General features: G+C 63.1%; 18 protein-coding genes and 1 tRNA gene. 14 read left to right on the top strand and 5 right to left on the bottom strand.

Annotation, left to right across the window (positions count from 1 at the left end):
- Positions 1 to 128: 128 nt before the first annotated feature.
- A complete protein-coding gene (locus NKJ88_RS30020; RefSeq protein ID WP_352446598.1) occupies positions 129 to 1472 on the bottom strand; it encodes a Ppx/GppA phosphatase family protein in 1344 nt (447 codons plus the stop codon).
- A gap of 349 nt (positions 1473 to 1821) precedes the next feature.
- Here NKJ88_RS30020 and NKJ88_RS30025 point away from each other — a divergent pair, with 349 nt between their 5' ends.
- The 10 genes from NKJ88_RS30025 (at position 1822) to NKJ88_RS30070 (ending at position 12665) form a co-directional block, all read left to right on the top strand.
- A complete protein-coding gene (locus NKJ88_RS30025) occupies positions 1822 to 2769 on the top strand; it encodes a lysylphosphatidylglycerol synthase domain-containing protein (RefSeq protein ID WP_352446599.1) in 948 nt (315 codons plus the stop codon).
- A gap of 147 nt (positions 2770 to 2916) precedes the next feature.
- Positions 2917 to 2990 (top strand) — tRNA-Gln (locus NKJ88_RS30030).
- 9 nt (positions 2991 to 2999) lie between these two features.
- Positions 3000 to 3626, top strand: a complete 627-nt coding sequence (locus tag NKJ88_RS30035; protein ID WP_352446601.1) for a hypothetical protein — start codon at positions 3000 to 3002, stop codon at positions 3624 to 3626.
- A 106-nt stretch (positions 3627 to 3732) separates the two neighbouring features.
- The gene (locus tag NKJ88_RS30040) at positions 3733 to 3945 is read left to right on the top strand and encodes a hypothetical protein (protein WP_031199619.1); all 213 of its coding nucleotides are present in this window, start codon (positions 3733 to 3735) and stop codon (positions 3943 to 3945) included.
- A gap of 268 nt (positions 3946 to 4213) precedes the next feature.
- Positions 4214 to 4369, top strand: a complete 156-nt coding sequence (locus NKJ88_RS30045; RefSeq protein ID WP_023698054.1) for a hypothetical protein — start codon at positions 4214 to 4216, stop codon at positions 4367 to 4369.
- Positions 4370 to 4648: 279 nt separating this feature from the next.
- Complete coding sequence (locus NKJ88_RS30050; protein ID WP_023824582.1) at positions 4649 to 5152, top strand: hypothetical protein; 504 nt, start codon at positions 4649 to 4651, stop codon at positions 5150 to 5152.
- Between the two features lie 598 nt (positions 5153 to 5750).
- Positions 5751 to 9092: a M10 family metallopeptidase C-terminal domain-containing protein gene (locus NKJ88_RS30055; RefSeq protein ID WP_352446604.1), complete on the top strand. Its 3342-nt coding sequence runs from the start codon at positions 5751 to 5753 to the stop codon at positions 9090 to 9092.
- A 72-nt stretch (positions 9093 to 9164) separates the two neighbouring features.
- Positions 9165 to 9587, top strand: a complete 423-nt coding sequence (locus NKJ88_RS30060; protein WP_023698051.1) for a hypothetical protein — start codon at positions 9165 to 9167, stop codon at positions 9585 to 9587.
- Between the two features lie 34 nt (positions 9588 to 9621).
- On the top strand, positions 9622 to 11358 hold the full coding sequence (locus NKJ88_RS30065; RefSeq protein WP_352446606.1) for a type I secretion system permease/ATPase: 1737 nt from the start codon (positions 9622 to 9624) through the stop codon (positions 11356 to 11358).
- Positions 11355 to 12665, top strand: coding sequence for an HlyD family type I secretion periplasmic adaptor subunit (locus NKJ88_RS30070; RefSeq protein ID WP_023689671.1), 1311 nt, complete (start codon positions 11355 to 11357; stop codon positions 12663 to 12665). The genes NKJ88_RS30065 and NKJ88_RS30070 overlap by 4 nt, the downstream gene beginning before the upstream one ends.
- 62 nt (positions 12666 to 12727) lie before the next feature.
- Here NKJ88_RS30070 and NKJ88_RS30075 read toward each other — a convergent pair whose 3' ends face one another.
- The 3 genes from NKJ88_RS30075 to NKJ88_RS30085 all read right to left on the bottom strand — a co-directional run bounded on the left by NKJ88_RS30075 (position 12728) and on the right by NKJ88_RS30085 (position 15144).
- On the bottom strand, positions 12728 to 14161 hold the full coding sequence (locus tag NKJ88_RS30075) for an aldehyde dehydrogenase family protein (protein WP_352446608.1): 1434 nt from the start codon (positions 14159 to 14161) through the stop codon (positions 12728 to 12730).
- A 115-nt stretch (positions 14162 to 14276) separates the two neighbouring features.
- Entirely contained in the window at positions 14277 to 14660 is a 384-nt protein-coding gene (locus tag NKJ88_RS30080; RefSeq protein WP_023705798.1) for an ACT domain-containing protein, read from the bottom strand.
- 13 nt (positions 14661 to 14673) lie between these two features.
- Positions 14674 to 15144: a GNAT family N-acetyltransferase gene (locus tag NKJ88_RS30085; RefSeq protein ID WP_023705797.1), complete on the bottom strand. Its 471-nt coding sequence runs from the start codon at positions 15142 to 15144 to the stop codon at positions 14674 to 14676.
- A 742-nt stretch (positions 15145 to 15886) separates the two neighbouring features.
- Here NKJ88_RS30085 and NKJ88_RS30090 point away from each other — a divergent pair.
- Positions 15887 to 18613 (top strand): autotransporter domain-containing protein, encoded by a 2727-nt coding sequence (locus NKJ88_RS30090; RefSeq protein WP_352446611.1) that lies wholly within the window; start codon positions 15887 to 15889, stop codon positions 18611 to 18613.
- A gap of 248 nt (positions 18614 to 18861) precedes the next feature.
- Positions 18862 to 19896: a YeiH family protein gene (locus NKJ88_RS30095; protein ID WP_444848994.1), complete on the top strand. Its 1035-nt coding sequence runs from the start codon at positions 18862 to 18864 to the stop codon at positions 19894 to 19896.
- Here the strand turns inward: NKJ88_RS30095 and msrC are convergent.
- The gene (gene msrC, locus NKJ88_RS30100) at positions 19893 to 20390 is read right to left on the bottom strand and encodes a free L-methionine (R)-S-oxide reductase MsrC (RefSeq protein WP_023689662.1); all 498 of its coding nucleotides are present in this window, start codon (positions 20388 to 20390) and stop codon (positions 19893 to 19895) included. The genes NKJ88_RS30095 and msrC overlap by 4 nt on opposite strands.
- Before the next feature lie 183 nt (positions 20391 to 20573).
- Here msrC and NKJ88_RS30105 point away from each other — a divergent pair, with 183 nt between their 5' ends.
- Positions 20574 to 21470 (top strand): GlxA family transcriptional regulator, encoded by an 897-nt coding sequence (locus NKJ88_RS30105; RefSeq protein WP_352446628.1) that lies wholly within the window; start codon positions 20574 to 20576, stop codon positions 21468 to 21470.
- 322 nt (positions 21471 to 21792) lie between these two features.
- The gene (locus NKJ88_RS30110; RefSeq protein WP_352446613.1) at positions 21793 to 23097 is read left to right on the top strand and encodes a M24 family metallopeptidase; all 1305 of its coding nucleotides are present in this window, start codon (positions 21793 to 21795) and stop codon (positions 23095 to 23097) included.
- Positions 23098 to 23370: the final 273 nt, after the last annotated feature.

The raw sequence follows: 23370 nt of genomic DNA on the forward strand, positions 1-23370 counted from the left end.
CGCGGGGGGTCCTGAACGGGCGCGGGCCCAAATCCGGGCGCCCCCGCCCCCCCCCCGGGCTCGGGGGGGTTGGGGGGGCCGGCACCCGGCTGGGCGGGGGGCTCGACCGTTCACCAAAGCAATGCGGATCATGCTCGGCCCCGCCCACTGTTGCGCCAGACGCCGTCATCGGCCATCAGCTCGCTCAAAATGCCTTCGCGTAAGCCCCGGTCGGCGACGCGCAGCCGCTCCGACGGCCACACCGCACGGATCGCTTCAAGAATAGCACAGCCGGCCAGCACAAGATCGGCACGGTCGGCGCCGATGCACGGGTTGGCGCAGCGCTGCTGGAAGTCCCAGCCGACCAGTTTTTCGACCATGCGGTCGACGCTGTCGCGGTCCATCCACAGCCCATCGACGCGGCGGCGATCGTAGCGTTCGAGGTCGAGATGGACGCCGGCCAGCGTCGTCACCGTGCCTGATGTGCCCAGCAGATGGAATTTCGGGCTGGTCAGCACGTGGCTCAACCGGTCGCGGCCGTCGAAGGATTTTAGCCGCACCGCGACATCGTCGACCATGGCGGCAAAGATCTCGCGCGTCACCGTGCGGCCGCCAAAGCGTTCGGCCAGCGAGACGACGCCGACCGGCAGCGAGGTCCACGACACGATGTGGTTGGCCAGCCGCGGCGAGCGCTGGCCGGTGAGGTCGATCAGCGCGATTTCGGACGAGCCACCGCCAATGTCGAACAGCACCACGCCTTGCGTGTCGCGCTCGACCAGCGAGCCGCAGCCGGATACAGCAAGCCGCGCCTCGGTCTGGCGATCGATGATTTCCAACTTCAACCCCGCCTCTCGTTCGACGCGCTGCAGGAATTCGACGCCATTGTCGGCGGTGCGGCAGGCCTCGGTGGCGATCAGCCGGGCTTTCCTGATCTTGCGGTTGCGCAATTTGTCGCCGCAGATCTTCAGCGCCTCGACGGCGCGGTCCATCGCCGCCTGGCTCAGGTGCCCATTCGCCGTCAGCCCCTCGCCCAGCCTGACGATGCGCGAGAAGGCGTCGATGACGCGGAACTGGCCATGGCGCTGCGGCACCGCGACCAAAAGCCGGCAATTGTTGGTGCCGAGATCGAGCGCGGCAAACACCGGCAGTTCCTGCATCGGCGGACGATGCATTGGCTGTTCCGGTCGGGATTGTGGCGCCGAGGGCAAAGGCACCGGCGCTGGAGCGGCCGGGCCGACGGAGGCCGGCGCACCGACCGCCGCGGCCGTTGCGACAGGGCTGTCGTCGCGCGCAAAAACCTTGCGCCCACGCCGGCGCTTGCGCCGCTTTCTCGCCTTGCCGCGCTGATGCTGGGCGTCGCCGGCCTGTCCGTTGCCGGACTGGGGCCCCGCCTGGCGGGGCCGCCCGGCGGATGGGCTTGGCCCGCCTGATGGCGGCGAAGCCCTGGACACGCCCACTTCCGGCGCGCCAGCACCGGTGTCGTGGTCTTCCACTTCAGTTCCTTCCGGCGCCGCGCGAACCGGTAAACCGGACGCAGCAGGCGCTTCAATCTTTTAAGTTGCCGCCAGAGTAGCAGCGCCGGACCGGATCACCAAGAGCAAGGACTCAAATTTTGCCGGCTGCGTCCTGCCAGATCCCCGCTGCTTTGCAGCGTCCCGGCGTTCGCTAGCCTTTCATCTTGCCACTGGCACGACGAATTCGCCGTTGGCGAACCGGCTGCTCACCCTTGCCGGTTGAATAGCCGGCTTCAATGAGGCATTTCTGAAATGAGGGGGAATTGGTGAATCGCGGACGTTTTAACGCCCGCCTGGGCGATGGGCAGCAACACATGACGACAACTCCATGAATTGGGGGGCCACGAATTGGAAGCGCTATCTGTGGCCGGTCATCGGTGTCGCGGCGGTCATCGGGTCGCTGTTGTTGCTGTGGCATGAACTGCGCGGCATCTCGATCGACGATGTCTGGGACGGCATATCCGCCATCCCGACGCGCGGCTGGATGCTTGCGGCACTGAGCTCGGTGGTCGCCTATGCCTCGCTCGCCGGCTATGACCACATCGCGCTCTTGCATATCGGCAGACGAGTGTCGTGGCTGTTCGTCACCTTCTGCTCCTTCACCACCTACGCGCTGTCGCACAATATCGGCGGCTCGGTGTTTTCGGGCGCCGTGATCCGCTACCGCGCCTACGGCACCAGGGGGCTGACCGGCCAGGATGTCGGCATTCTGGTGGCGATCTGCTGGATCACCTTCGTGCTCTCCAGCATTCTGGTCGGCGGCCTGGTGCTGGTTTTCGAGCCTGCAATCATCGACCGCTTTTCCGGCGCCCCGCACCACGGCCTGGCGATCGCCGCCGGCATCGCTTTGCTGATCCTGGTCGGCGCCTACATCTTCGGCAGCTGGCTGCATCTGAAGCCGCTGAAAATCGCCGGCTTCCAGTTGCACTACCCGGCGCTGCCGATCGTGGCGCGGCAATTGCTGATCGGCCCGATCGAGCTTCTGGCGGCGGCGGCGATCATCTTCTTTGCCCTGCCCGTTGCCGGCAATCCCGGCTATTTCGTCATCCTCGGCGTGTTCCTGGTGTCGTTCTCGGTTGCGCAGATCTCGCATGCGCCCGGCGGGCTTGGCGTGTTCGAGGTCGTGTTCCTCGCCGGCCTGTTTGATATGGACCCGGTCGGCGTGCTGGCGGCACTTTTGGTGTTTCGCCTGTTCTACCTGATCATCCCGCTGCTGATCGCGCTCGGCGTGGTGCTGTTCTTCGAGCATTCGCAATACAGCCGGACAGAGAGCTGAGGATCATTGGGTGCGGCGCGCCACCCGGGCGTAATTGCCCCTATGAAACGCTGTGATTGAAACGCAGCTTAGGCTTGACTATTTTCCGGCGGCGGCTACAAGGCACGCGCGGCTGCTTCGGCGGCCCACCAGCGCGACAGCGCCTGCTGGGGAATAGGTTAACGGTAGACCCACGGACTCTGACTCCGTTAGTCCTGGTTCGAATCCAGGTTCCCCAGCCAAGGCACGTCATGCCCACTGACAGCCAGTACATCCTCGAACGCATCCGCCAAGGATGCGTGGAGTTGTCCGACGACGAGTTCGTCATCGACAGGCTGGTCAAATATGTCGGCAATGGCAGGATCCGCTGGCATGTCGAATTGCGTAGGCACCGCATCGAACTGACGACCGGCCAGATCAAGAAGCAGCCGACCTTTCGCAGGAAAATCCTCGAACAGGCTGGCGTGCTGCCGCCGCAGCGTACCGGGGCCGACTACCGGCGATGGGCTCTCGATCTGAGGCGGAACGCCATCGAGCTTCCCTGGCGGGACAGGCCGGTCGATGCCGGTTTTGCCATCGACAGGCTGACCAGCCACGGCGATGGGCGCTGGACGGTGGAATACCAGGGCAAGGCGATAAAATTCACGACGACCAAACTGCGCAGGCAGCTCAGCTTCCGTAAACGCATGCTGGCCAAAGCCAAGGTGCTGCCGCCCGAACTGGCCCCAGCCGCTTATCGAAAGTGGATGGACTGGCTTATTCAAAACGCCACTGAGGCGGCATCACAGGCCGGCGAAATCTTGATGACGGAGAAAAGCTGGCTGGACGACCTGCCGGAGCTGGCCGGCTGGCAAGATGAGGCGCCGCCCGAGAATTGATTGGGTTCCAATGATGTCATGCGCCGCTGGCGTGCGATCCGGTCGACGCTGTTGGGCACTTCACGTAAACAAGCTAAGATCGGTCCCGGCAGGGAGGACTTATGCAATGGCCGAACGAGAGGACAGAGATATCAGGGAATCGCGCCGCATCCTCCGGGACATCAAGCAACAGAACGGCCCGGCAGGCTTTAGTCGTCTCCCTTACGAGGACCGGTTGCTTAGCCTGAGCGAGAAATATCCTGATCAGATCGTACGGTATTGGCCAGTTGGCCTTATCGTTGTCTTTGGACTCCTCGCCCTGTTGATCTATTTCGCCTAGCGCAGTGGGCATTGCCCTCGGTGCGCTTTGACGAGGTTCCTCGGCATCCCAACGCGGATCTATCCGCATTTTAACTAATGTAGACAATCCTCACGGAGAACGTTCTCCCGGCTGGTGAGCAGTGTGGAATGGACTAACCTTGTGGATGAGGATGAGCTTCCGGCACCCAGCCGATCAGGCCGCTGGCGCACAATAGCTTTGGCGGCACTCCAAATCGTCCCACCGGTCATTTCGGTGGGATGCGCCATCATGGCCGGCTATTTCACCTATGGCTTCAAACAACAAGCCGCCCGCGGACATGGCCGCTTTGGCCGTGTCGATCATGAAATCCGGCGATGCCTCTCCGGAACTGCGCGATTGGGCAGCGGACGTTCTGGGGATACAGACCGATATCGGAATGCCTGCCAAAACTGCCCAGCAATAATCGCCTACCCGCCTCATATTCCTCCGGCGGCAATTTGGTCGCCGCCCAAATCAGCGGCCGGCGCCGCTCATTCAAGAGATGGCCTGAGGAGGCGCCGGCCAGGCGGGCATTGGGGTACCCGCCGACGCTACATTAGCATTCACGCATAGATTTGGTATGGCGCGAACGCGGAAGTGCCTTCACAGCAGCATTACCGCAATTTTTCCCAAGACCAGGAACCCGCAACGGTGCAAGGGTTGGAACGCCCAGCGTTTCGGCGCGGCTTGCCTGGAGACAATCATGGCGACGTTTCTTACCGCTCTCGCATCCGAAGGTCCGCCAGCCGACCGGGCGAAAGACATGGACCTGTATGGATGGTTGATCGGCAGTTGGGACATGGAGACGCTCCACCACCGCAACGACGGCACAATTCAGAAATGGGATGGCGAGTGTCACTTTGGTTGGGTGCTCGAAGGCCGCGCCATTCAGGACATCTGGATCAGGCCCAGGCGCCCTGCCCCGTCCACCATGTATGGCACGACCTTGCGCGTCTTCGATCCCGGGATCGGTGGCTGGCACATTATCTGGAGCGATCCGCTCAACCAGGATTACTCGCGCCAGATCGGGCGGGCCGAAGGCAAGGACATCGTCCAGATGGGCGCCGACTCGCGCGGCCTGCAGGCGCGGTGGCGGTTCACCGAGATCACCGCCGACGGCTTTCACTGGATCGGCGAGGAGAGACGCGCGGAGAGCGACCCCTGGCGCGTGACCTATGAACATTTCGCCCGCCGGGCGGGTTTCTGAAGCACGCCTGCGCGTTCCGCCCTCGTGCCCTTGCGCAACGCTCGATCATTTTCCCAACCGGCGCGATAACCCTCGTCCCGGTCGACGCCCCCGGCGAGAGCACGAAGGCGGTGGTCCCGCCGCCTGCCCCGCCCGCGAAAGGCAACAGCGCGCATACCGGCGTTTGAGCGAAAGACGGAAGCTTACTCCGCCGCTTTCGTAGCCTGCGATGCCCCTGATCGAGAGGAAATCCTCGAGCCTGTATCCGGCGTATTCGGCCGTTGCCGGATTGCTTTGCGCCGCCCGACCGGCAGCCTGCGCCAGCCGGGATGGTTGATGCAGACATTGTGGTGCGCATGGCGGGCGAGGTACGACCATAGATTAGCGATAGCTCAATTAACACCAAACGAGTATCTCAAAACCCGCCGGTACAAGCGCGCCCAAGAACCTTCATATGTACTGAGCGCGAACAGAGGCTAGACAAGCGAAGATTCCAATAGCATTGTTGGCACTGGGACGGGGCTCGACCGGCAAACGCAAACGATGCTTGTCGGTGGTTGGCAACTGCTAAACCGTACAGCCGTAATTGCCACGGCTGCGAGACCAAGGAGTCCCAAGGATGCCGAACCCAAGCCAAACCAGCGATCAATGGTGGGTCAACGACCAGACGCCGGACAACCCGTACGGCAAAAGCGAAGATTACGGAGCCTTCCTCACCTATCTTGGAGCGCTGGACCGGTCGATAACGCCGGCGATCGCGGCGGGAACGCTGAGGATCAATGTCTCCGAGCTCAATGACCATCCCGAATACAAGGCCGCCGCGATCGGCGCCTTGCAGATGTGGGCCAGTGTCACCCCGTTGAAGTTCGAAATCGTCGACAATGCACCATACAACAGCGCAACGGACTGGATGCAGGTTGTCAGCCCCGAACTGGGCGAAGAGGACGACGGCAGCGCCTATTCCAACGACCGCTATGTCAGCATCGGCCAGCGTTTCCACGACACCGAGGTCAACAAGACGGATATTGGCGGCTATGTCTTCGATTCCTTCATCCATGAATTCGGTCATGAGTTCGGCCTGAACCACCCCGGGCTCTACAATTACAGCGGCCCCGGCGGCGTACAGATCAATTATCTGAACAATGCGACCTGGACCTACGACCGTCAGCAATACAGCGTCATGTCCTATTTCGACGGGATCGATGTCGGTGAAACCAGCCGCTGGTCGGCGTCAACGCCGATGATGGCCGACATCGAGGCAGTCATCCGCCGCTTTTTCTCCACCGTCGACGAGAACGGCGTGCGCACCTATCAGCATATCGATCTCAACACGGGCGACAACGTCTACGGCTTCGGCAGTGCCGTGGATGGCTACCGGCTGACCTCGTCGGGCATGCAGCACGATATCGGTTTCGTCATCCATGACACCGGCGGAACCGACACGATCGACTTCTCCGGCTCGACGGCCGGCACGATCCTCGATTTGCGCGCCGGACAGTTCTCCAGCGTCAACGGCCACAGCAACAATGTGTCGATCTTCGCCGGGCACAACGCCGACGGCACCGACTATTACATCGAGAACGGCATCGGCAGCAGCTATGACGACGTCCTGATTGGCAATGACGGAGCCAACGTGCTGGATGGCCGCGGCGGCGGCGACCGCATGGCCGGCAATGGCGGCGACGACACCTACTTCGTCGACTCCCTCGACGACATCGTGCGCGAGGAAGCCAATGGCGGGAATGACACGGTCGTTCTGCTGAACCGGAACTTGAATATCCGGAAAATCGCCAACGTCGAACACATCATCTACGCCGACGGGTCGACACTCCAGCCTGGAGGCGGCGGCACCGAAACCCTGCCGATCATCGGCGACAACACGCTGACCAGCGTCATCTTCGGCGACAATGGCAACAATACGCTCGACGGCGGCGCCGGCGACGACACGATCTTCGGCCAGGGCGGCGATGATCTCATCATCGGCGGCCGCGACTCGCTCGCCAGCCGCGACATCAACAACACCATCGATGTCGCCGACCTTCCAGACCAGACCGAGAGCGACGACGGCAATGACACGCTCTATGGCGGCCGCGGCAACGATACGATCCTCGGCGGCCAGGGCAACGACATCCTCGACGGCGGCGACGGCGACGATACGCTGAGCGGCCAGGATGGCGTCGATATATTCAGGGGCGGCGCCGGCGTCGACACGGTAGACTTCAGCAAGGAGAGCCCCTTCCAACTGCTCGTCAACCTCGAGACGAACGTGGCCAGCGGCGGAACCGCCACGGGCGACACCTTCTACAGCATCGAGAACCTGATCGGCTCCGATGACCGCATCGACCGTTTCATCGGTACGTCGGCGGCAAATCATTTCTGGGGCCGGGGCGGCGGCGACTATTTCAACGGCGGCGGCGGCAACGACATACTGGATGGCGGCAATGACGGCGACATCCTGTACGGAGAAGCCGGCAACGACACGATCATCGGCGGCGCCGGCCAGGACTATCTGGATGGCGGCGCCGGCATCGATACGGTCGTCTACGAAGGCAGCTCCGCCAGCGTGACGATCGACCTCGCCAATGGCACGGCCAATGGCGGCGATGGCGATGGCCCGGTGCAGATCGTCGGGCGCGGCACCGTTATCCGACACGACATCCTGGTCGGATTCGAAAACGCCGTCGGGTCGTTCTTCGACGACCATCTCATCGGCAACGCCCAGGCCAACAAACTTTCCGGCGGCGCCGGCAACGACACGCTGACCGGCGGTGGCGGCGCCGATATATTGAATGGCGGCGCCGGCAGCGACACGGCGGACTACGCCGACGCGGCCATCGGGCAAAACCTCAAGCTGGGTGGCGGCAAATCCGGCGGCGACACCTATATCTCGATCGAAAATCTGGCTGGCTCGGGCTTCAACGATCACCTGACCGGCGATGGCGCGGCCAATGTGCTGACCGGCCAGGGCGGCGCCGACAAGATCGACGGCGGCGGCGGCGATGACACCCTGCTCGGCGATTTCGCCTATCAGGGCGATGCTCCGCCACGCCCGGGCATGGGCACCGGCTACGCCACGCTCGGACCGGACGCGACCAACAATTCGGTCTCGACCGCCTTCGACATCTCGAACAACTTCTCGCTGACGGCTGACCCCGACATCTTCGATTCGACGACCACCCTTCACACCACCGTCAATGCCACCGGAAACGGCCTCGGCGGATATTACAGCATCAACCTGGCCGCCGGCACGATCATCACCATCGACATCGATGGCATTGCCGACCCCAATGTCCATGACAGCATCGTCAGGGTGCTGGACAGCGATGGTAATATCGTCGCCCAGAATGACGATGGCGGCAACGACCCCGGTTCCAACAACGGCCGCGATTCGAGCACCAGCTTCATCGTTCCGGAAACCGGAACCTACTATATTGTGGAGGGCGAATGGTCGGACTCGGCTCCTGGCGATGGCTGGGTCGAATCCGTGCCGGAGGGCTCGACTTACAAGCTGAACGTGTCGGTCGAATTCCCGCCGGCACCAGCTCAGCCGGGCGTTGCGGGCGCCGATACGCTCAACGGCGGCGGCGGCAGCGACCTTTTGGATGGCGGGCTGGCTGCCGATACGCTGACCGGCGGCGCCGGCGACGACTATTTCCGCTTCTCGACAGAACTCGGGAACGGCAATATCGACTGGATCAAGGACTTCAAGGTCGCCGACGATACGATCCTGCTGGACAACCTCATCTTTGCCAGCGTTGGCGGCGACGGCGCCCTCGCTCTGGGCTCATTCTACAAGAGCGCAGCCGGCGCTGCTCATGATGCCGACGACCGCATCATCTACGACACCGACAGTGGAATATTGTCTTACGACGCCGATGGTTCCGGACAGGGAGCGGCCGTTCAGTTTGCACACCTGAACACAAATCTGGATCTTTCGGCTGCAGACTTCATTGTCATCTAACGCGTTGCCGGGAGGGGTGCCGTCAGGCTGCCCTCCCGCATACCCCAGCGCAGTGAAAAGGGAGAGGACGCGATGACTGACCGCCGCACAGTGTTAATGGCCGCCGGAGTTGCGGCAGTCGCCGCGGCCACCGGGGCAGCGGCAGCGCAATCGCCAGATATTCGCGCGCCAGATATTCGCGCAACAGATATTCGCGGCGCCGTCACCTTTGTGGGCGGCAAGGCTATCCCGGAAGGTCATCTCGAGATCTATCTTGAGGATCCCGCCATTCAGGACAGTGGGCGACGCCGCGCCGCCAAAACCAGCCTCAAGAGCGAGGGCGGCTCAAAGACGATAGAATTTTCCTTGCCCCTGCCCGCAAGCTCGACCACTTCACCAACGCTGCAGGTCGTTGCGCGCCTGGAGCGTGCGGACGGCTGGCTGGTGGCGCGGGGCAGCGCACAGTTCCAGGCCGGCCTGCCCGTCCATGTCACACTCAAGGCAGTTATCTATTGAAGGACGAGATGCCATATCCTGATTGCGAGCCTGCATGCAGCTGACGCCATCGACGCCGCTTACGCTGGTCGGAATCCTGGCGTCCTTTCGACGTGCGTTTTCGGGCATCGTCCTGATGAGCGGGGTCGTCAACGTGCTGACCCTGACCGGCTCGTTCTTCATGTTGCAAGTCTATGACCGCGTCGTTCCGGGTCGCAGCGTGCCGACGCTGGTCGGCCTGGCGGTGCTTGCGGGAACATTGTTCGTGTTTCAGGGAGTGCTGGAGCTGATCCGCTCTCGCCTCATGGTGCGGCTGGGACAGGGGTTGGACGCAAAGCTGAGCCCGTCGGTCTATTCGGCGCTGATGCGCCTGCCGCTGCGCGCCAAGCCTTCCGGCGACGGGCTGCAACCCCTACGGGATCTCGATCAGGTCCGCTCCTTTATCGGCAGTGCCGGACCGACCGCTTTGTTCGACCTGCCATGGATGCCGCTCTATATCGGCATCTGTTTCATTTTTCATTTCTGGATCGGCGTTACCGCGCTTGCCGGCGCCGTTGTCCTGTTTGCACTGACGCTTCTGGCCGAATTCCGGACCCGCGGCCCGACAAGGATCGCCGGACAGCACGCGGCCGTTCGCAGCACGTTGGCCGAGGCGACAAGGCGCAATGCCGAAGCCATGCAGGCCATGGGTTTTGGCGGGCGTATCGCCGAGCGGTGGTCTGCCGTCAATGCCGAGTACCTGAACGCCCATGCGGCGGCCAGCGATGTCGCGGGAACGCTTGGCACGATTTCCAAGATCCTGCGGTTGATGCTGCAATCGGCAATGCTGGCGATCGGCGCTTATCTGGTCATCCAGCAAGTGGCGACCGGCGGCATCATGATCGCAAGCTCGATCATGATGGGCAGGGCGCTGGCTCCGATCGAACTGGCGATAGCGCATTGGAAGGGTTTCATTTCAGCGCGGCAAAGCTGGGCACGCCTGAAGCAGCTTCTGTCCGCGCTGCCGGAAGGCGCAACCGGCGTGACCCTGCCCGCGCCTGTCAGCGCGCTGGCGGTCGAGAATGTCAGTGTCGCGCCGCCGGGCGAACGCACGCCGGTGGTGTGGGATGCAAGTTTTTCACTGGCCAGGGGAGCGGGCCTGGGGGTCATCGGCCCGAGTGCTTCCGGCAAATCATCGCTGGTGCGTACGCTTGCAGGTGTCTGGCTTCCGGCGCGCGGCGCCGTGCGGCTGGACGGCGCGACGCTTGACCAGTGGCCGGCCGACGAGCTGGGTAAACATATCGGCTATCTGCCGCAGGATGTGCAGTTGTTCGACGGCACGATTGCGCAGAACATCGCCCGCTTCGACCCGGATGCGTCGTCCGACATGGTGCTTGCGGCAGCCAAGGCCGCCGGCGTGCATGATCTCGTCGTGCATCTGGCGGACGGTTACGACACAAAGGTCGGCGAAGCCGGCGCCTCGCTGTCGGCGGGGCAACGCCAGCGTGTCGCCCTTGCCCGCTCTCTCTACGGCGATCCGTTCCTAGTCATCCTGGACGAGCCGAATTCCAATCTCGACTCGGAGGGTGAAGTGGCCTTGTCCGCCGCCATCCAGGGCATCAGGGACCGCGGCGGCATCGTTATCGTCGTTGCGCACCGATCCAGTGTGCTGGCCAATGTCGACACCGTGCTGGTGATGGCCAATGGCCATGTGCAGGCCTTCGGTCCGAAGGACGAGGTGCTGAACAAGGTCTTCCGATCGGCGGCACCGCTCAAGGTCGTTGCCGCCACGGAAAGAGGCGTTCCTGCATGAGCGAGGACAGAAGCGCTTTGCATCATCGGCAGGTCCGCCGCTATCTCGTGGCTGGCGTTGCTACCTGTCTGCTGCTTGTCGGAGGTGTTGGCGGCCTGGCGGCGGTGACCAAGATGTCGGGTGCGGTGATCGCAGCTGGCCGGCTGGTGGTCGATTCCAATGTAAAGAAGGTTCAGCATCCGACGGGCGGCGTGGTCGGCGAGATCAGGGTGCGTGAAGGCGACCGGGTCAAGGCGGGCGATATTCTGGTGCGGCTGGATGAAACGACAACACGCGCCAATCTGGCGATCGTCTCAAAAGGTCTGGATGAGTTTTATGCACGGTTGGCGCGCCTGGAGGCGGAGCGTGACGGCAAGGACACGATCAGCTTTCCGGACGTTTTGACATCGCGGCGCGACGAAGCCGGTGTCGCCGCATCGATGGCCGGAGAACAATCGCTGTTCGATTTCCGGCACCAGGCGCGGTCTGGCCAGCGATCGCAATTGCGCGAACGGATCGCGCAGTTGAAGCAGGAGAGTGCCGGCCTGACCGAGCAGCTGCAGGCGAAACGCCGCGAGATCGAGCTGATCCAGATCGAGCTGGAAGGTGTGCGGTCGCTCTGGCATCGCAAGCTGATAGGAATCGACCGCATGACGTCGCTGGAACGGGACGCGGTGCGGCTCGAAGGCGAGCATGGCCAGTTGACCGCGGGAATTGCCCAGGTGAAAGGCAAGGCGTCCGAGATCGAACTGCAGATCATCCAGATCGACCAGGATCTTCGCAGCGAGGTCGCGACCGATTTACGCGATACCCAGGGAAAGATCTCCGAGTTCGTCGAACGCAAGGTAGCGGCCGAGGACCAGTTGAAGCGCATCGATCTGCGCAGCCCGCAGGATGGCGTGGTGCTGCAGTTGGCGGTGCATACGATCGGCGGGGTCATCACCCCCGGCGAACAGGTGATGCAGATCGTACCGGTGACGGACGACCTGACCGTTGAAGCGCATATCGCACCGCAGGATATCGACCAGGTGACGATGGGCCAGAATGCGATTTTGCGCCTGTCGGCGTTCAATCGGCAAACCACGCCGGAGCTGACCGGGACGCTGTCGCGGATCTCGGCGGATCTCACCATCGAAGAGCGTACCGGAGCAGCCTTCTATGTGGCGCGGGTGACGCTTCCGAAAACCGAGGTCGCCAAGCTGCGCGGGCTGGCGCTGGCGCCGGGCATGCCGGCCGAGGTGTTCTTCCCGACGGGCGACCGGACGATGCTTTCCTATCTGGTGAAGCCGCTGTCGGATCAGATCCAGAAAGCCTTCCGCGAAGAATGAAGCCGCACCTTTAAGAGCTGAAGCCTCGAGACCGGCTGGTTGCCGGTCCCCAAGGGTTAGGCCTACTCCGCCGCCTCGTAGCCGGCGATGCCCTTGATCTCGAGGAAATCCTCCAGCCCGTATTCGGCGTATTCGCGGCCGTTGCCGGATTGCTTGTAGCCGCCGAATGGCAGGCCGGCGTCCCATTGCGGATAGTTGATGTAGACATTGCCGGTGCGCATGCGGGCGGCGACTTCGCGGGCCTTCTGGATGTCCTTGGCCTGGATGTAGGACGCCAGCCCATAGACAGTGTCGTTGGCGGTGCCGATCGCCTCTTCCACTGTGTCGTAAGGCATGATCGCCAGCACCGGTCCGAAGATTTCCTCGCGTGCGATGCGCATGTCTGATGTGACATCGCCGAACACGGTCGGGCGGATGTAATAGCCGCGGTTGAGTTCGGCCGGACGGCCGGGGCCACCGGTAACGAGCGTCGCGCCTTCATCTATGCCGGCCTGGATCAGGTCCTGGATCTTGTCGTACTGGATTTGGCTGACCACCGGGCCGAGCTTGGTGCCCGCCGCATCGGCCGGGCCGACGGTGAACTTTTCCGCCGCCGTTTTGGCATAGCCCGTCGCCTCGTCGTGGCGGTCGCGCGGCACGAACATGCGGGTCGGCGCATTGCAGGACTGACCTGAATTGCTGAAGCAGCCGGCGACGCCCTTGCTGACGGCCTTTTCCAGGTCGACATCGGGAAACAGGATGTTGGCCGACTTGCCGCCGAGTTCCTGATGCACGCGCTTGACCGTGTCGGCGGCCGCCTTGGCGACCTGGATGCCGGCGCGGGTCGAACCGGTGAACGACATCATGTCGACATCGGGATGGCTGGACAGCGCCTGGCCGACGCCCGGGCCGTCGCCATTGACGAGGTTGAAGGCGCCCTTGGGAACGCCTGCCTCGTCGATGATTTCGGCAAAGATGATGGCGTCGAGCGGGGCGATTTCCGAGGGCTTCAGAACCATGGTGCAGCCGGCGGCAAGGGCGGGGCCGACCTTGCAGGTGATCTGGTTCAGCGGCCAGTTCCACGGCGTGATCAGGCCGACGACCCCGATCGGCTCCTTGACGATCAGCGACGAGCCCTTGACGTGGCGGAATTCGAACGACTTCAGCACCTCGGCCATCTTCCGCAGATGTGCCAGGCCAATGCCGACCTGGCTGTCGAGTGCCATCTGGCGCGGCGCGCCCATCTCGCGCGATACGGCCAGCGCCAGATCGGCGCTGCGCTTCTTGTAGACCTCGATTATGCGGTTGAGGATATCGAGGCGCTCCTCGACCGAAGTGAAGCCGAATGTCTCGAAGGCGCGCTTGGCGGCCGCAACCGCCTTGTCGACATCGGCCTTTGAGCCGAGCGAAATCTGCGCGAAAGCATCTTCGTTTGACGGGTCGATGACGTCGAGTGTGCTGGGCACGACAGGATCGACCCACACGCCGTCGATATAGAACTGCAGATTGTGTGACACGGGCTTCTCCTCGGGGGATTCTGAATTGATGGGGGCGATCGCCAGATCGTCGTATCGGGGATAACGATGGGGCAAGAGCGATGTCAAACGCAAGGGCGGGCGATTGAGCCTACGGCTACAGAAGCGTGTGCCCCGCCGCGACCAGAAGCCCCCTTGCCGCGGCTTCATCCTTGGCTTTGACGAGCAGATGGTCACCATCGAAGGTGGATACCAGAAAAATGCCGAGTTCGCTTTCCGACAATGGCTTTATCACCGACAGGACGATGCCGGTTTCGTCGAAGGCAAAGGGACCTTGGAGTTTCAGGGCGACCCAGTCCCTGTCATGCTTCACCCCGTCCGGCACCCGATCCTGCAGGCAGACGACCGAAAGCTCGTCCTCTGTCCTGGTGATGCTGACGAAGCCCGGCCCGTCCGCCCAGCCGGGAATGCTGTCTTTTGCTTCGAGGCGCGAAACCGCATACCGCCCCGTGAGCGGCTTCAACCGGACCCTGACTGCCATCCGATCCTCCCTGTTATCGGCCATCACCCAGTTTCTTGCTCATATAGACCGTCATGCCGTTCATGAACGGCTCCTCCCGGTCGATCGTATAGCCATGCCGTTTGTACAACAACACATTGGCCATGAAGGCGCCGTTGGTCAGCAGGCGCAGCTCGAAGCAGCTGGCCTCCAGCGCCTTCTGCTCCGCCCGTTCCAGCAACAGCCGGCCGATGCCCCTGCCTTGCGCCTGTGGCGCGACGCAGACATTCTCGATCCAGAGATGATCGTCGGCCAGGATGGTCTCGATCATGCCGACGATGCGGCCATTTTCGATGGCGAGATCGAACGGATGTTCGGCGACCGCCTTGTCATAGTCGGCGCGCATCGGCAGCGGCTCGCGGCCGATCAGAGGCACCCATTTGGCATAGGCGGCACGCACAATGTCCCTGATGGCGGCAGCGTCCGCCGGTTGGGCCGGCCGAAACAGGATGGAAGAATTGGACATGGCAAAGGCTCCAGACATGAAAACCCCGCCGGCAGACGTCGCGGGCGGGGCTGGAACGAACGAACCGGAATTTTATTGGGCCGGTCCTTTTCGTCGCGCAAACAGCTTGCCGCGCTGCGTGGTGCAGGAACGGCGTCGCTTGGCGATGGCGAACGAGAAAACGAACATGACGACACGCTGGAGCAGGAAGCGCGGCGCTGTCAAGATTTTGGCGTTGGCCCAGCCTCCGAGTTGACCCGCGCGGCTAGAGCGGGCGGCGCCGGCAAGGCCACAAGTGTACTGCCAGGCAACGCCAGTCTTCACCTTGCGCGGTGGTTGCTCGCCTAAACTGCTGCGCCGTCGAGTATGGCTCTCGTACGCGTACAAAAAAACAGCAACAGCTAATATTGTTGGACATTCAACCTACCATTGGTTCAAATTTCTATTTGATCTAATCTTGGCATCATAATATAAGCGGAGAAGCACTGGACGGGCTGACGGGGGGGGCGCCATGCATCGAGGGCTGGCAAAGCGTACAATCTCACGTTTGTTAGGCGCGATGACGGTCGTCTACGCGCTCGCGGGCACGACGTCAGCGCTCGGGCAGTCTTGTAGTCCCACACAGACAGCTCATGCTTTTAGCTTTACTGGCGGCGACCAGTCCATCTCGGTTCCTGGCAACACCCATTCCGCCACAGTATACCTCAAGGGAGCGCAAGGCGGGGTTGGCAAGAGCGGCGCCGGCACCATCGGGGGCAGCCCATTGAGCCCAGGCGGCGCCGGCGGGCTCGGCGGCCAGGTGAGCGGTTCCTTGACTGTCGCGCCGGGTGACATCCTTTCTGTCGGCGTTGGCGGCCGTGGCTCGCTCGCGGTCAATCCCGGTGGCGCGAGCGGTACTCCCGACGGCGGCAATGGTGGCGGGGCGACCGACCTGCGGCTGGGCGGAACCCGCCTGGCAATTGCTGGCGGCGGTGGCGGCGGTGGCAACGGGGGCTGGCACACTACAAATTCGATAGCTGGTGGCGCCGGTGGCAAGAGCGGGGGATCCGGCTCGGCAGGAACCGATGTTTCGGGCGGCCTTGGCCCCTTTGGCGGTGAAGGTGGCACTGTAGGTGCCGGTGGCGCGATCGGCGCTGGGTGCGATAGTTTTCCTGGCACGGCCGGTCAGACAAATGGCCAAGGCGGAACTGCACGAAATTTCTCAGGGTCTTTCCTGGGCGCCGGATATGCTGGTGGCGGCGGTGGCGGGGCTACTGTCGGCGGCGGTGGTGGCGGCGCAGGCGTCGGCACGACCTCGTGCCAGCAGAACTGGAACGGCGCCGGCGGCGGCGGCGGCGGCGGATCATCGGATGCCGGCTCGCTGCAATCGGCTGCGGTGGCGGAAGGCGTCAATTCAGGCGATGGGTCCGCATTGATCTGTTTTGATGAGCCGCTCTATGTGATCAGCGGCACGGCGAGCGGTCAGACCGGGACGGTGAGTTTGAAATTGACATCAAGCTCGCCGGCAGGGACGCAAACCAGGGACGTGAATGTCGGCGATACCACCTTTGCCTTTGCGGATGGCCTGCTGACCGGCTCCAACTGGAGCGTTGAGGTTACTGCCAAGCCGGCCGACCAGACATGCACGGTCACGACGGCCTCGGGCACGGTGGCGGGAGCCGACGTGACCAATCTTGTCCTGTCCTGCACCACGGTGACGGTGGAGTTTTCGCCGGCAACATTGCCGAATGCACATATTGGCACGCCGTACAGCCAGACCATCACCGCAAGCAGCCCCAATGGCGGCGCCGCACCCTACACCTTCACCGTGGTTTCCGGCTCGGTGCCTCCCGGCCTCGCACTCTCGCCTGGGGGTACACTGGCTGGCACACCCACTGTCGCGGCCAATTACGATTTTACGGTGCGGGCCACGGACAGCAACGGCTTTACCGGCCAACGTGACTACACTGTGGTCGTCGAGATCCACTTGCCGTCGGCACAGGACCACACGCTGGACGTGATGGCCGGAACGACCGGGTCCCTCGACCTGACGCAAGGGGCTACGAATGGGCCGTTTACCAGCGCCACGATTGCCTCGCCGCCGCCGAGCGAAGCTGGCACGGCTTCCATTGTGCCCGATGGCGGCGCTTATATCCTGCAGTTTGCCGCGGCAGCCACCTTTGCCGGCACAACCAGCCTGACCTACACGCTCTCGAATGCCGACGGAACGTCACCTCCCGCAACCGTGACCATCAACGTCACGGCACGGCCCGACCCCTCCCGCGATCCGGAAGTGATCGGCCTGATTCGGGCACAGGTGGAGGCGGCAAAGCACTTCGCCGACATTCAGATCCAGGGATTTGGACAGAGGCTGGAACAGCTCCACAACGAGGGCGACCAGCGCCACAATTCGATAGGCCTCAGCGTTGCCGTCCAGCAATCGTCGGACAATCCCGACGCATACGCTCAGCAGCAGAATGCGGCGAACGATCCGGCGCTCGCCGCAATCGCCACGGCATCGTCGCAGTCAACTTACGGAGCGCCCAATCCGGAGCGCATTCAGCCCAACGCCAACGCAAAGCAGGACAGGACCTCGACCGGCGCGTCGCCGATCAAGACCGGACAGTCTTCAACTGGCACGGACGTGGACACCCAGACGTCGTCACTGCCGGCCGAGAACCCATTTGGCGAACTGGCCTTCTGGAGCGGCGGCTACGTCAATTTCGGCACCGATGACGATGGAGCCATCAAGCTCGACCATACGCTGGTCGGCGTGAGCGTCGGTGCCGACTACCGCTTTTCCCCGACCTTCACCGCCGGTCTCGGGTTTGGCTATGGCCATGACGTCACCGACGTCGGGAGCAACGGCACCGAAAGCCGCGCCCATGCCATCTCGGTCGCCGCCTATAGCAGCTACCGCCCGGCGCCAGGTTTTTTTGTCGATGGCCTTGCCGGCTATGGCGCCCTCAATTTCGACAGTGAGCGCTATGTGACCGATACCGGCGATTTCGCGTCTGGAACGCGCGACGGAAGCCAGGTCTTCGGGTCGCTGACGGCGGGCTACGAATTTCGCCGGCCGGACTCTCTGATATCACCCTATGGACGTCTGTCGGGGTCCCACTCCACGCTTGGCGGCTTCACCGAGACGGGTGGCGACATCTATAATCTGACCTTCGGCAAGCAGACCGTCGACACGCTGTCGGGCACCCTTGGCCTGCGCATCGAGAACAACATTCCTACCAGCTGGGGTCTGCTCACACCGCGCGCGCGCTTTGAGTATACGCACGACTTTGCCGGCTCCAGCCGCGTCAGCCTCGGCTATGCCGATATCGGCACCACGCCTTACGCGCTGGACGCAGATGCCTTTTCCAACGACTATTTGTCAATCGGGCTCGGCGTCGATGCGCAAATCGGCGGTATTGCCTTCGGGCTGAACTACAGCACCGCGGTCGGCAGCAACGGCGACAGCCAGGACCATACGATCGCCGCGCGAATTGGGATGAAATACTAGGGCATGATCCCAAAAAGTGGGGTTAGATCGTGATGGGAATTCATCATGGTCTAGGGCGGCTCCAGGTTTCGCCCGGCCGCTCTTTCTCATTCTGACCTCGGCCGCCCTAAACGTTCACAAAAATCGATCATTTCAACAAAAACAATTCGTTGGAAAGATCGATTCTGGAATGACATTCTCCTGAGGTACTTGCGTGGAGAATTGCATTGTCTTCCGCCGCCCAGCTAGCGAACGATATTCCGATCAGCATGATTTCCGCCGACCTGGCCGTGGGCCGGAAGCGGCTCGGTTCCGTGTGGAATGGCGTCATCCCCGGGATCGTGCTGGTGGCGATGATTACGGGGGTGGCCTTCTCGGCCCATAATGTCTCCGGCTTCGCGCTGTTCAGCCCGATGATCCTCGCCGTCGTCGCCGGCATGATCTATTCCAACGTGCTCGGCACGCCCGCCCACGCCAAGGCCGGCATTGCATTCTCGCAGAAGCGCCTGCTGCGCTTTGCCATCGTGCTGCTCGGCTTTCAGCTGACGCTCGGCCAGGTCGTCTCCATCGGCGCCGGCGGCGTCGGCATCGTGGCGCTGACCCTTGGAGCGACCTTCGTCTTCACCATTACGCTTGGCCGGCTGATCGGCGTCGACGCCAAGCTGGCGCAGCTGATTGCCGCCGGCACCTCGATCTGCGGCGCTTCGGCGATCGTTGCCACCAACATCGTCACCGATGCGCGCGACGAGGACGTCACTTATGCCGTCGCCTCGATCACGCTGTTCGGCACCGTCGCCATGCTCGGCTTTCCGCTGCTGGCGCCGGTGCTCGGCCTCGACCAGCACGCATTCGGCCTGTGGGCCGGCGCCTCGATCCACGAGGTGGCACAGGTCATCGGCGCCGGCTTCCAGAACGGCGCCCAGTCCGGCGAGATCGCCACCGTCGCCAAGCTGACCCGCGTCGCCCTGCTGGCGCCGATGGTCATCGCGCTCGGCCTGATGGCGCGCCGCAAGAGCAATGGCGATCGCCCAAGCGACCAATCCGGTGCGCGGCCGCCGATGCCGTGGTTCGTCGCCGCTTTCATCGCCGTCGTGGCGCTGAACAGCCTGGTTGCCGTGCCGGCCGAAGTGAAGTCGGCCATGGCGTTCGCCACCACCATCATGCTGACCATGGGGCTCGCCGCCATGGGTCTGCAGGCCAACATTTCGCAGCTGCGCTCGCGCGGCCTTCGCCCGCTGGCGCTCGCCTCCTGCGCCTTCCTGTTCATCGGCTGCTTCAGCCTGATGCTGGTGAAGTTCGCTTAATCCTCGAACGAACTCGCCGCGACATAGATCGCGGCAAGCGCCTCGATGCCGGCCTGGTCGTCCTTGTCGAAGCGGCCGGGCGTCGGGCTGTCGAGGTCGATCAGGCCGAAGACGCCGTCATTGTCCCTCAGCAGCACGACGAGTTCCGAGCGCGAGTCGGCGTCGCAAGCGATGTGGCCGGCAAATTCATGCACATCCTTGACCAGCATCGACATTTCGAGATCGATGGCGGTGCCGCACACGCCCTTGCCGACGGCGATGCGCACGCAGGCCGGCTTGCCCTGGAACGGTCCAAGCACCAGCTCCTCGTCCGACGCCAGGAAATAGAAGCCGGCCCAGTTAAGATCGGGCACCATCTGGAAGATCAGCGCCGATGTGTTGGCGGCGTTAGCGACGGAGTCGCTCTCGCCTTCCAGCAGCGCCTTCAACTGGGTGGCCAGTTCGCGGTAGAAGGCCGGCTTGTCGGTGCTGTCGATGGTCTGGGCCGCAAACATGGCGTCGTCTCCATTGCCGGCGGGCCAAAAAGCCCGCTACATTTCCTGTCTGCCACCAATGACGCTCCCAGGAAATACACAATTGTGAATACCGACCGTGCCAGCCAAACACACGACCGGGCGCAACCCGCAGCGAGCGAACGTCCCCTCACCTTCGCCGTGCTGGTCTTTCCCGGCTTTCCGATGATGGCGTTCAGTTCGGTGATCGAGCCATTGCGCGCCGCCAACGTGCTGGCCAAACGCGATTGTTACCGCTGGGTGATCGTCGGCGCCGACCAGGACACGGTCGAGGCATCCAATGGGGTTGTCATACAACCGGGATTCTCAGCGTTCGGCGCGCCGAAGGTCGACCGCATCGTCGTCTGCTCCGGCGGCAATGCCGACCTCGTCGTCGCCGACGATGCGGTTGCCTGGATGCGCAAGAGCCTGCGCGCCGGCGCTCACATAGGCGCGGTGGCCGACGCCGCCTTCTTCCTCGCCAGGGCCGGCCTGCTCGACGGCCATGCCTGCACCTTGCACTGGACCAGCCAGGCGGCATTCACCGAGGCCTTCCCGGATATCGAGCTCCGGCGCGATCTCTACGTCATCGACCGCAAGCGCTTCACCTCGGCCGGTGGCGTCGGCAGCCTCGACATGATGCTGGAGATCATCACCAACGATTATGGCGGCGAGCTCGCGGCGGGCGTTGCCGAATGGTTCGTGCACAGCCCCTTGCGTTCGAGCGTCGACCGCAAGCTAATGCCGCTCAGGCTGCGCACCGGCGTCCAGAACGAACTGGTGCTGTCGGCCATCGCCATCATGGAGGATGCGGTGGAAGAGCGGCTCGGCATGACGGAGCTGGCGGCAAGGCTCGGTGTCTCCTCCGACAAGTTGGAGCGCAATTTCCGCGCCCAGCTCAGCATTTCGCCCAATGCATATTACCGGCGGCTCCGGCTGCGGCGCGCCGCCGACCTGTTGGCCCATTCGACGCTGATGGTGCGAGACGTGGCGCTGGCCTGCGGCTTCGCGTCGATGTCGAGTTTTGCCAGGGCTTTTCGCGAAGAGCATGGCCACGCGCCGAAGGCGATGCGGCGGCATTAGGGGGCGCTGCGCGCTAACGCGGTGAGATGCTGGCGGGACAGCGCCCCCCTCTGTCCTGCCGGACATCTCCCCCACACGGGGGGAGATCAGATGTCGCCTCGGCTTTCGCCAATCACCAACGTTGCAGCGAGCGGGACGCGAAAGCTGCTAATCTCCCTCCTTGTGGGGGAGATGTCCGGCAGGACAGAGGGGGGCGCGAAGGATCGCAACATTGCCCTTTGTATCCATGCCCTTCTTGCGGCATTTCGCACGACATCTGCGGATTCTCGCACAGACATTTTTCGGCGGATGGCTATGGTCTAGCCCTTCAGGAGGCGCACCCATGAGCATCGTCGTTTTCGACCCGGACAGCACCGAGGATGTGGATTTCAAGGACCGCATGCGCCACCCGGTCGCGGCCGACTCCGCCGGCGGCATGTGGCTGTCGGATACCGAGCCGTCCTTCATCGATGCCGACGCCTTGCGCAAAGGGCGGCTGGCGAAACTGCGCGGCTGGATGCGCGAGGCGGGCTATGGCGGCGTCGTTTTGTTCGACCCCTACAACCAGCGCTATGCCACCGGCTCGCGCAACATGTTCGGCTATTTCCTGCGCAACTCGACGCGGTATTTCTTCATCCCGACCGACGGGCCGATCGTGCTGTTCGAATACCCGCAGAGCTACCATGTCTCGATGGTGCTCGACACGATCGACGAGGCGCGCCCGTCCAAGCTGGTATGGTCTTCGGTCTCGGGCCGCGACGACGAAACCGCCGGCCCCTTCGCCGACGAGATCGCCGAGCTTTTGAAGAAACATGGCGGCGGCTCGATGAAGCTCGGGTTGGACCGCTGCAGCCATTTGCAGGCGCTGGCGCTGGAAAAGCGCGGCTGCGAGGTCAAGGATTGCCAGGGCGAGATTTTGGCGGTGCGCGCGGTCAAGACGCCTGAGGAGGTCAAATGCCTGCAGGTGTCGATGGCCGGCGCGGAAGCCGCTGTTTATGCCGTGCGCGAGGCGATAAAACCCGGCGTTTCCGAAAACGAGCTGTTCGCCATCATGTATGGCGAGGTGATCCGCCAGGGCGGCGAGTTCATCGAGACGAGGCTCCTCACCTCGGGCCAGCGCACCAATCCGTGGTTCAACGAGGCCAGCGGCCGCAAGATCCGGCCGGGCGAGCTTCTGGCGCTCGATACCGATACGATCGGCTGCTATGGCTATTATTCCGATTTTTCGCGCACCTTCCGCTGCGGGCCGGGCAAGCCGACCGACTATCAGAAATCGCTTTACCGCATGGCGCACGACCAGGTTCAGCACAACATTTCGATCGTCAGGCCGGGCATGGCGTTTCGCGAAATCGCCGAAAAGGCGTGGAAAATCCCGGACCGTTTCGTCGACCAGCGCTATACCTCGGTGATGCACGGCGTCGGCATGCATGGCGAGACGCCGTTCATTGCGCACGCCATGGACTATGAAACCTATGGCCGCGACGGCATTATCGTGCCCGGCATGGTGGTGAGCGTGGAAAGCTATATCGGCGAGAAAGGCGGCCGCGAGGGCGTCAAGCTGGAGGACGAGATCCTGATCACCGACACCGGCACCGAGCTTCTGTCGCGCTTTCCCTACGAGGATGAGTTTCTGGAGAAGCAGGTTTGATCGCAGCGTCCCTCACTAACGTCAGCGCGGTATCGCAAACCTTCGGGAATAGTCGCGGCAGCTATGCCTTCGTCATCCTAGGGCGAAGCAAGGAGCGCAGCGACGCGGCGCAGACCCTAGGATCCATGCCGGGACTCATCCGCGCCGCAACGGTGCAAGTTCTGCTCCGCCGCACCCCACGGCCAACCTCACGGAATGGATCCTCGGGTCTTCGCGACGGAGCTTCGCTCCTGCTTCGCCCGTGGATGACGAAGGTGGGGAGGCACCCGCTAA

The organism is Mesorhizobium sp. M0016 (assembly GCF_040324035.1).
In the GTDB taxonomy this organism is placed as follows: Bacteria; Pseudomonadota; Alphaproteobacteria; order Rhizobiales; family Rhizobiaceae; genus Mesorhizobium.

Excerpts from the sequence above, each read along its gene's own strand:
- NKJ88_RS30025 (WP_352446599.1), top strand. The coding sequence starts at position 1,822 with ATGAATTGGGGGGCCACGAATTGGAAGCGCTATCTGTGGCCGGTCATC.
- NKJ88_RS30035 (WP_352446601.1), top strand. The coding sequence starts at position 3,000 with ATGCCCACTGACAGCCAGTACATCCTCGAACGCATCCGCCAAGGATGC.
- NKJ88_RS30040 (WP_031199619.1), top strand. The coding sequence starts at position 3,733 with ATGGCCGAACGAGAGGACAGAGATATCAGGGAATCGCGCCGCATCCTC.
- NKJ88_RS30045 (WP_023698054.1), top strand. The coding sequence starts at position 4,214 with ATGGCTTCAAACAACAAGCCGCCCGCGGACATGGCCGCTTTGGCCGTG.
- NKJ88_RS30050 (WP_023824582.1), top strand. The coding sequence starts at position 4,649 with ATGGCGACGTTTCTTACCGCTCTCGCATCCGAAGGTCCGCCAGCCGAC.
- NKJ88_RS30055 (WP_352446604.1), top strand. The coding sequence starts at position 5,751 with ATGCCGAACCCAAGCCAAACCAGCGATCAATGGTGGGTCAACGACCAG.
- NKJ88_RS30060 (WP_023698051.1), top strand. The coding sequence starts at position 9,165 with ATGACTGACCGCCGCACAGTGTTAATGGCCGCCGGAGTTGCGGCAGTC.
- NKJ88_RS30065 (WP_352446606.1), top strand. The coding sequence starts at position 9,622 with ATGCAGCTGACGCCATCGACGCCGCTTACGCTGGTCGGAATCCTGGCG.
- NKJ88_RS30070 (WP_023689671.1), top strand. The coding sequence starts at position 11,355 with ATGAGCGAGGACAGAAGCGCTTTGCATCATCGGCAGGTCCGCCGCTAT.
- NKJ88_RS30080 (WP_023705798.1), bottom strand. The coding sequence starts at position 14,660 with ATGGCAGTCAGGGTCCGGTTGAAGCCGCTCACGGGGCGGTATGCGGTT.
- NKJ88_RS30085 (WP_023705797.1), bottom strand. The coding sequence starts at position 15,144 with ATGTCCAATTCTTCCATCCTGTTTCGGCCGGCCCAACCGGCGGACGCT.
- NKJ88_RS30095 (WP_444848994.1), top strand. The coding sequence starts at position 18,862 with ATGATTTCCGCCGACCTGGCCGTGGGCCGGAAGCGGCTCGGTTCCGTG.
- msrC (WP_023689662.1), bottom strand. The coding sequence starts at position 20,390 with ATGTTTGCGGCCCAGACCATCGACAGCACCGACAAGCCGGCCTTCTAC.
- NKJ88_RS30105 (WP_352446628.1), top strand. The coding sequence starts at position 20,574 with ATGATGGCGTTCAGTTCGGTGATCGAGCCATTGCGCGCCGCCAACGTG.
- NKJ88_RS30110 (WP_352446613.1), top strand. The coding sequence starts at position 21,793 with ATGAGCATCGTCGTTTTCGACCCGGACAGCACCGAGGATGTGGATTTC.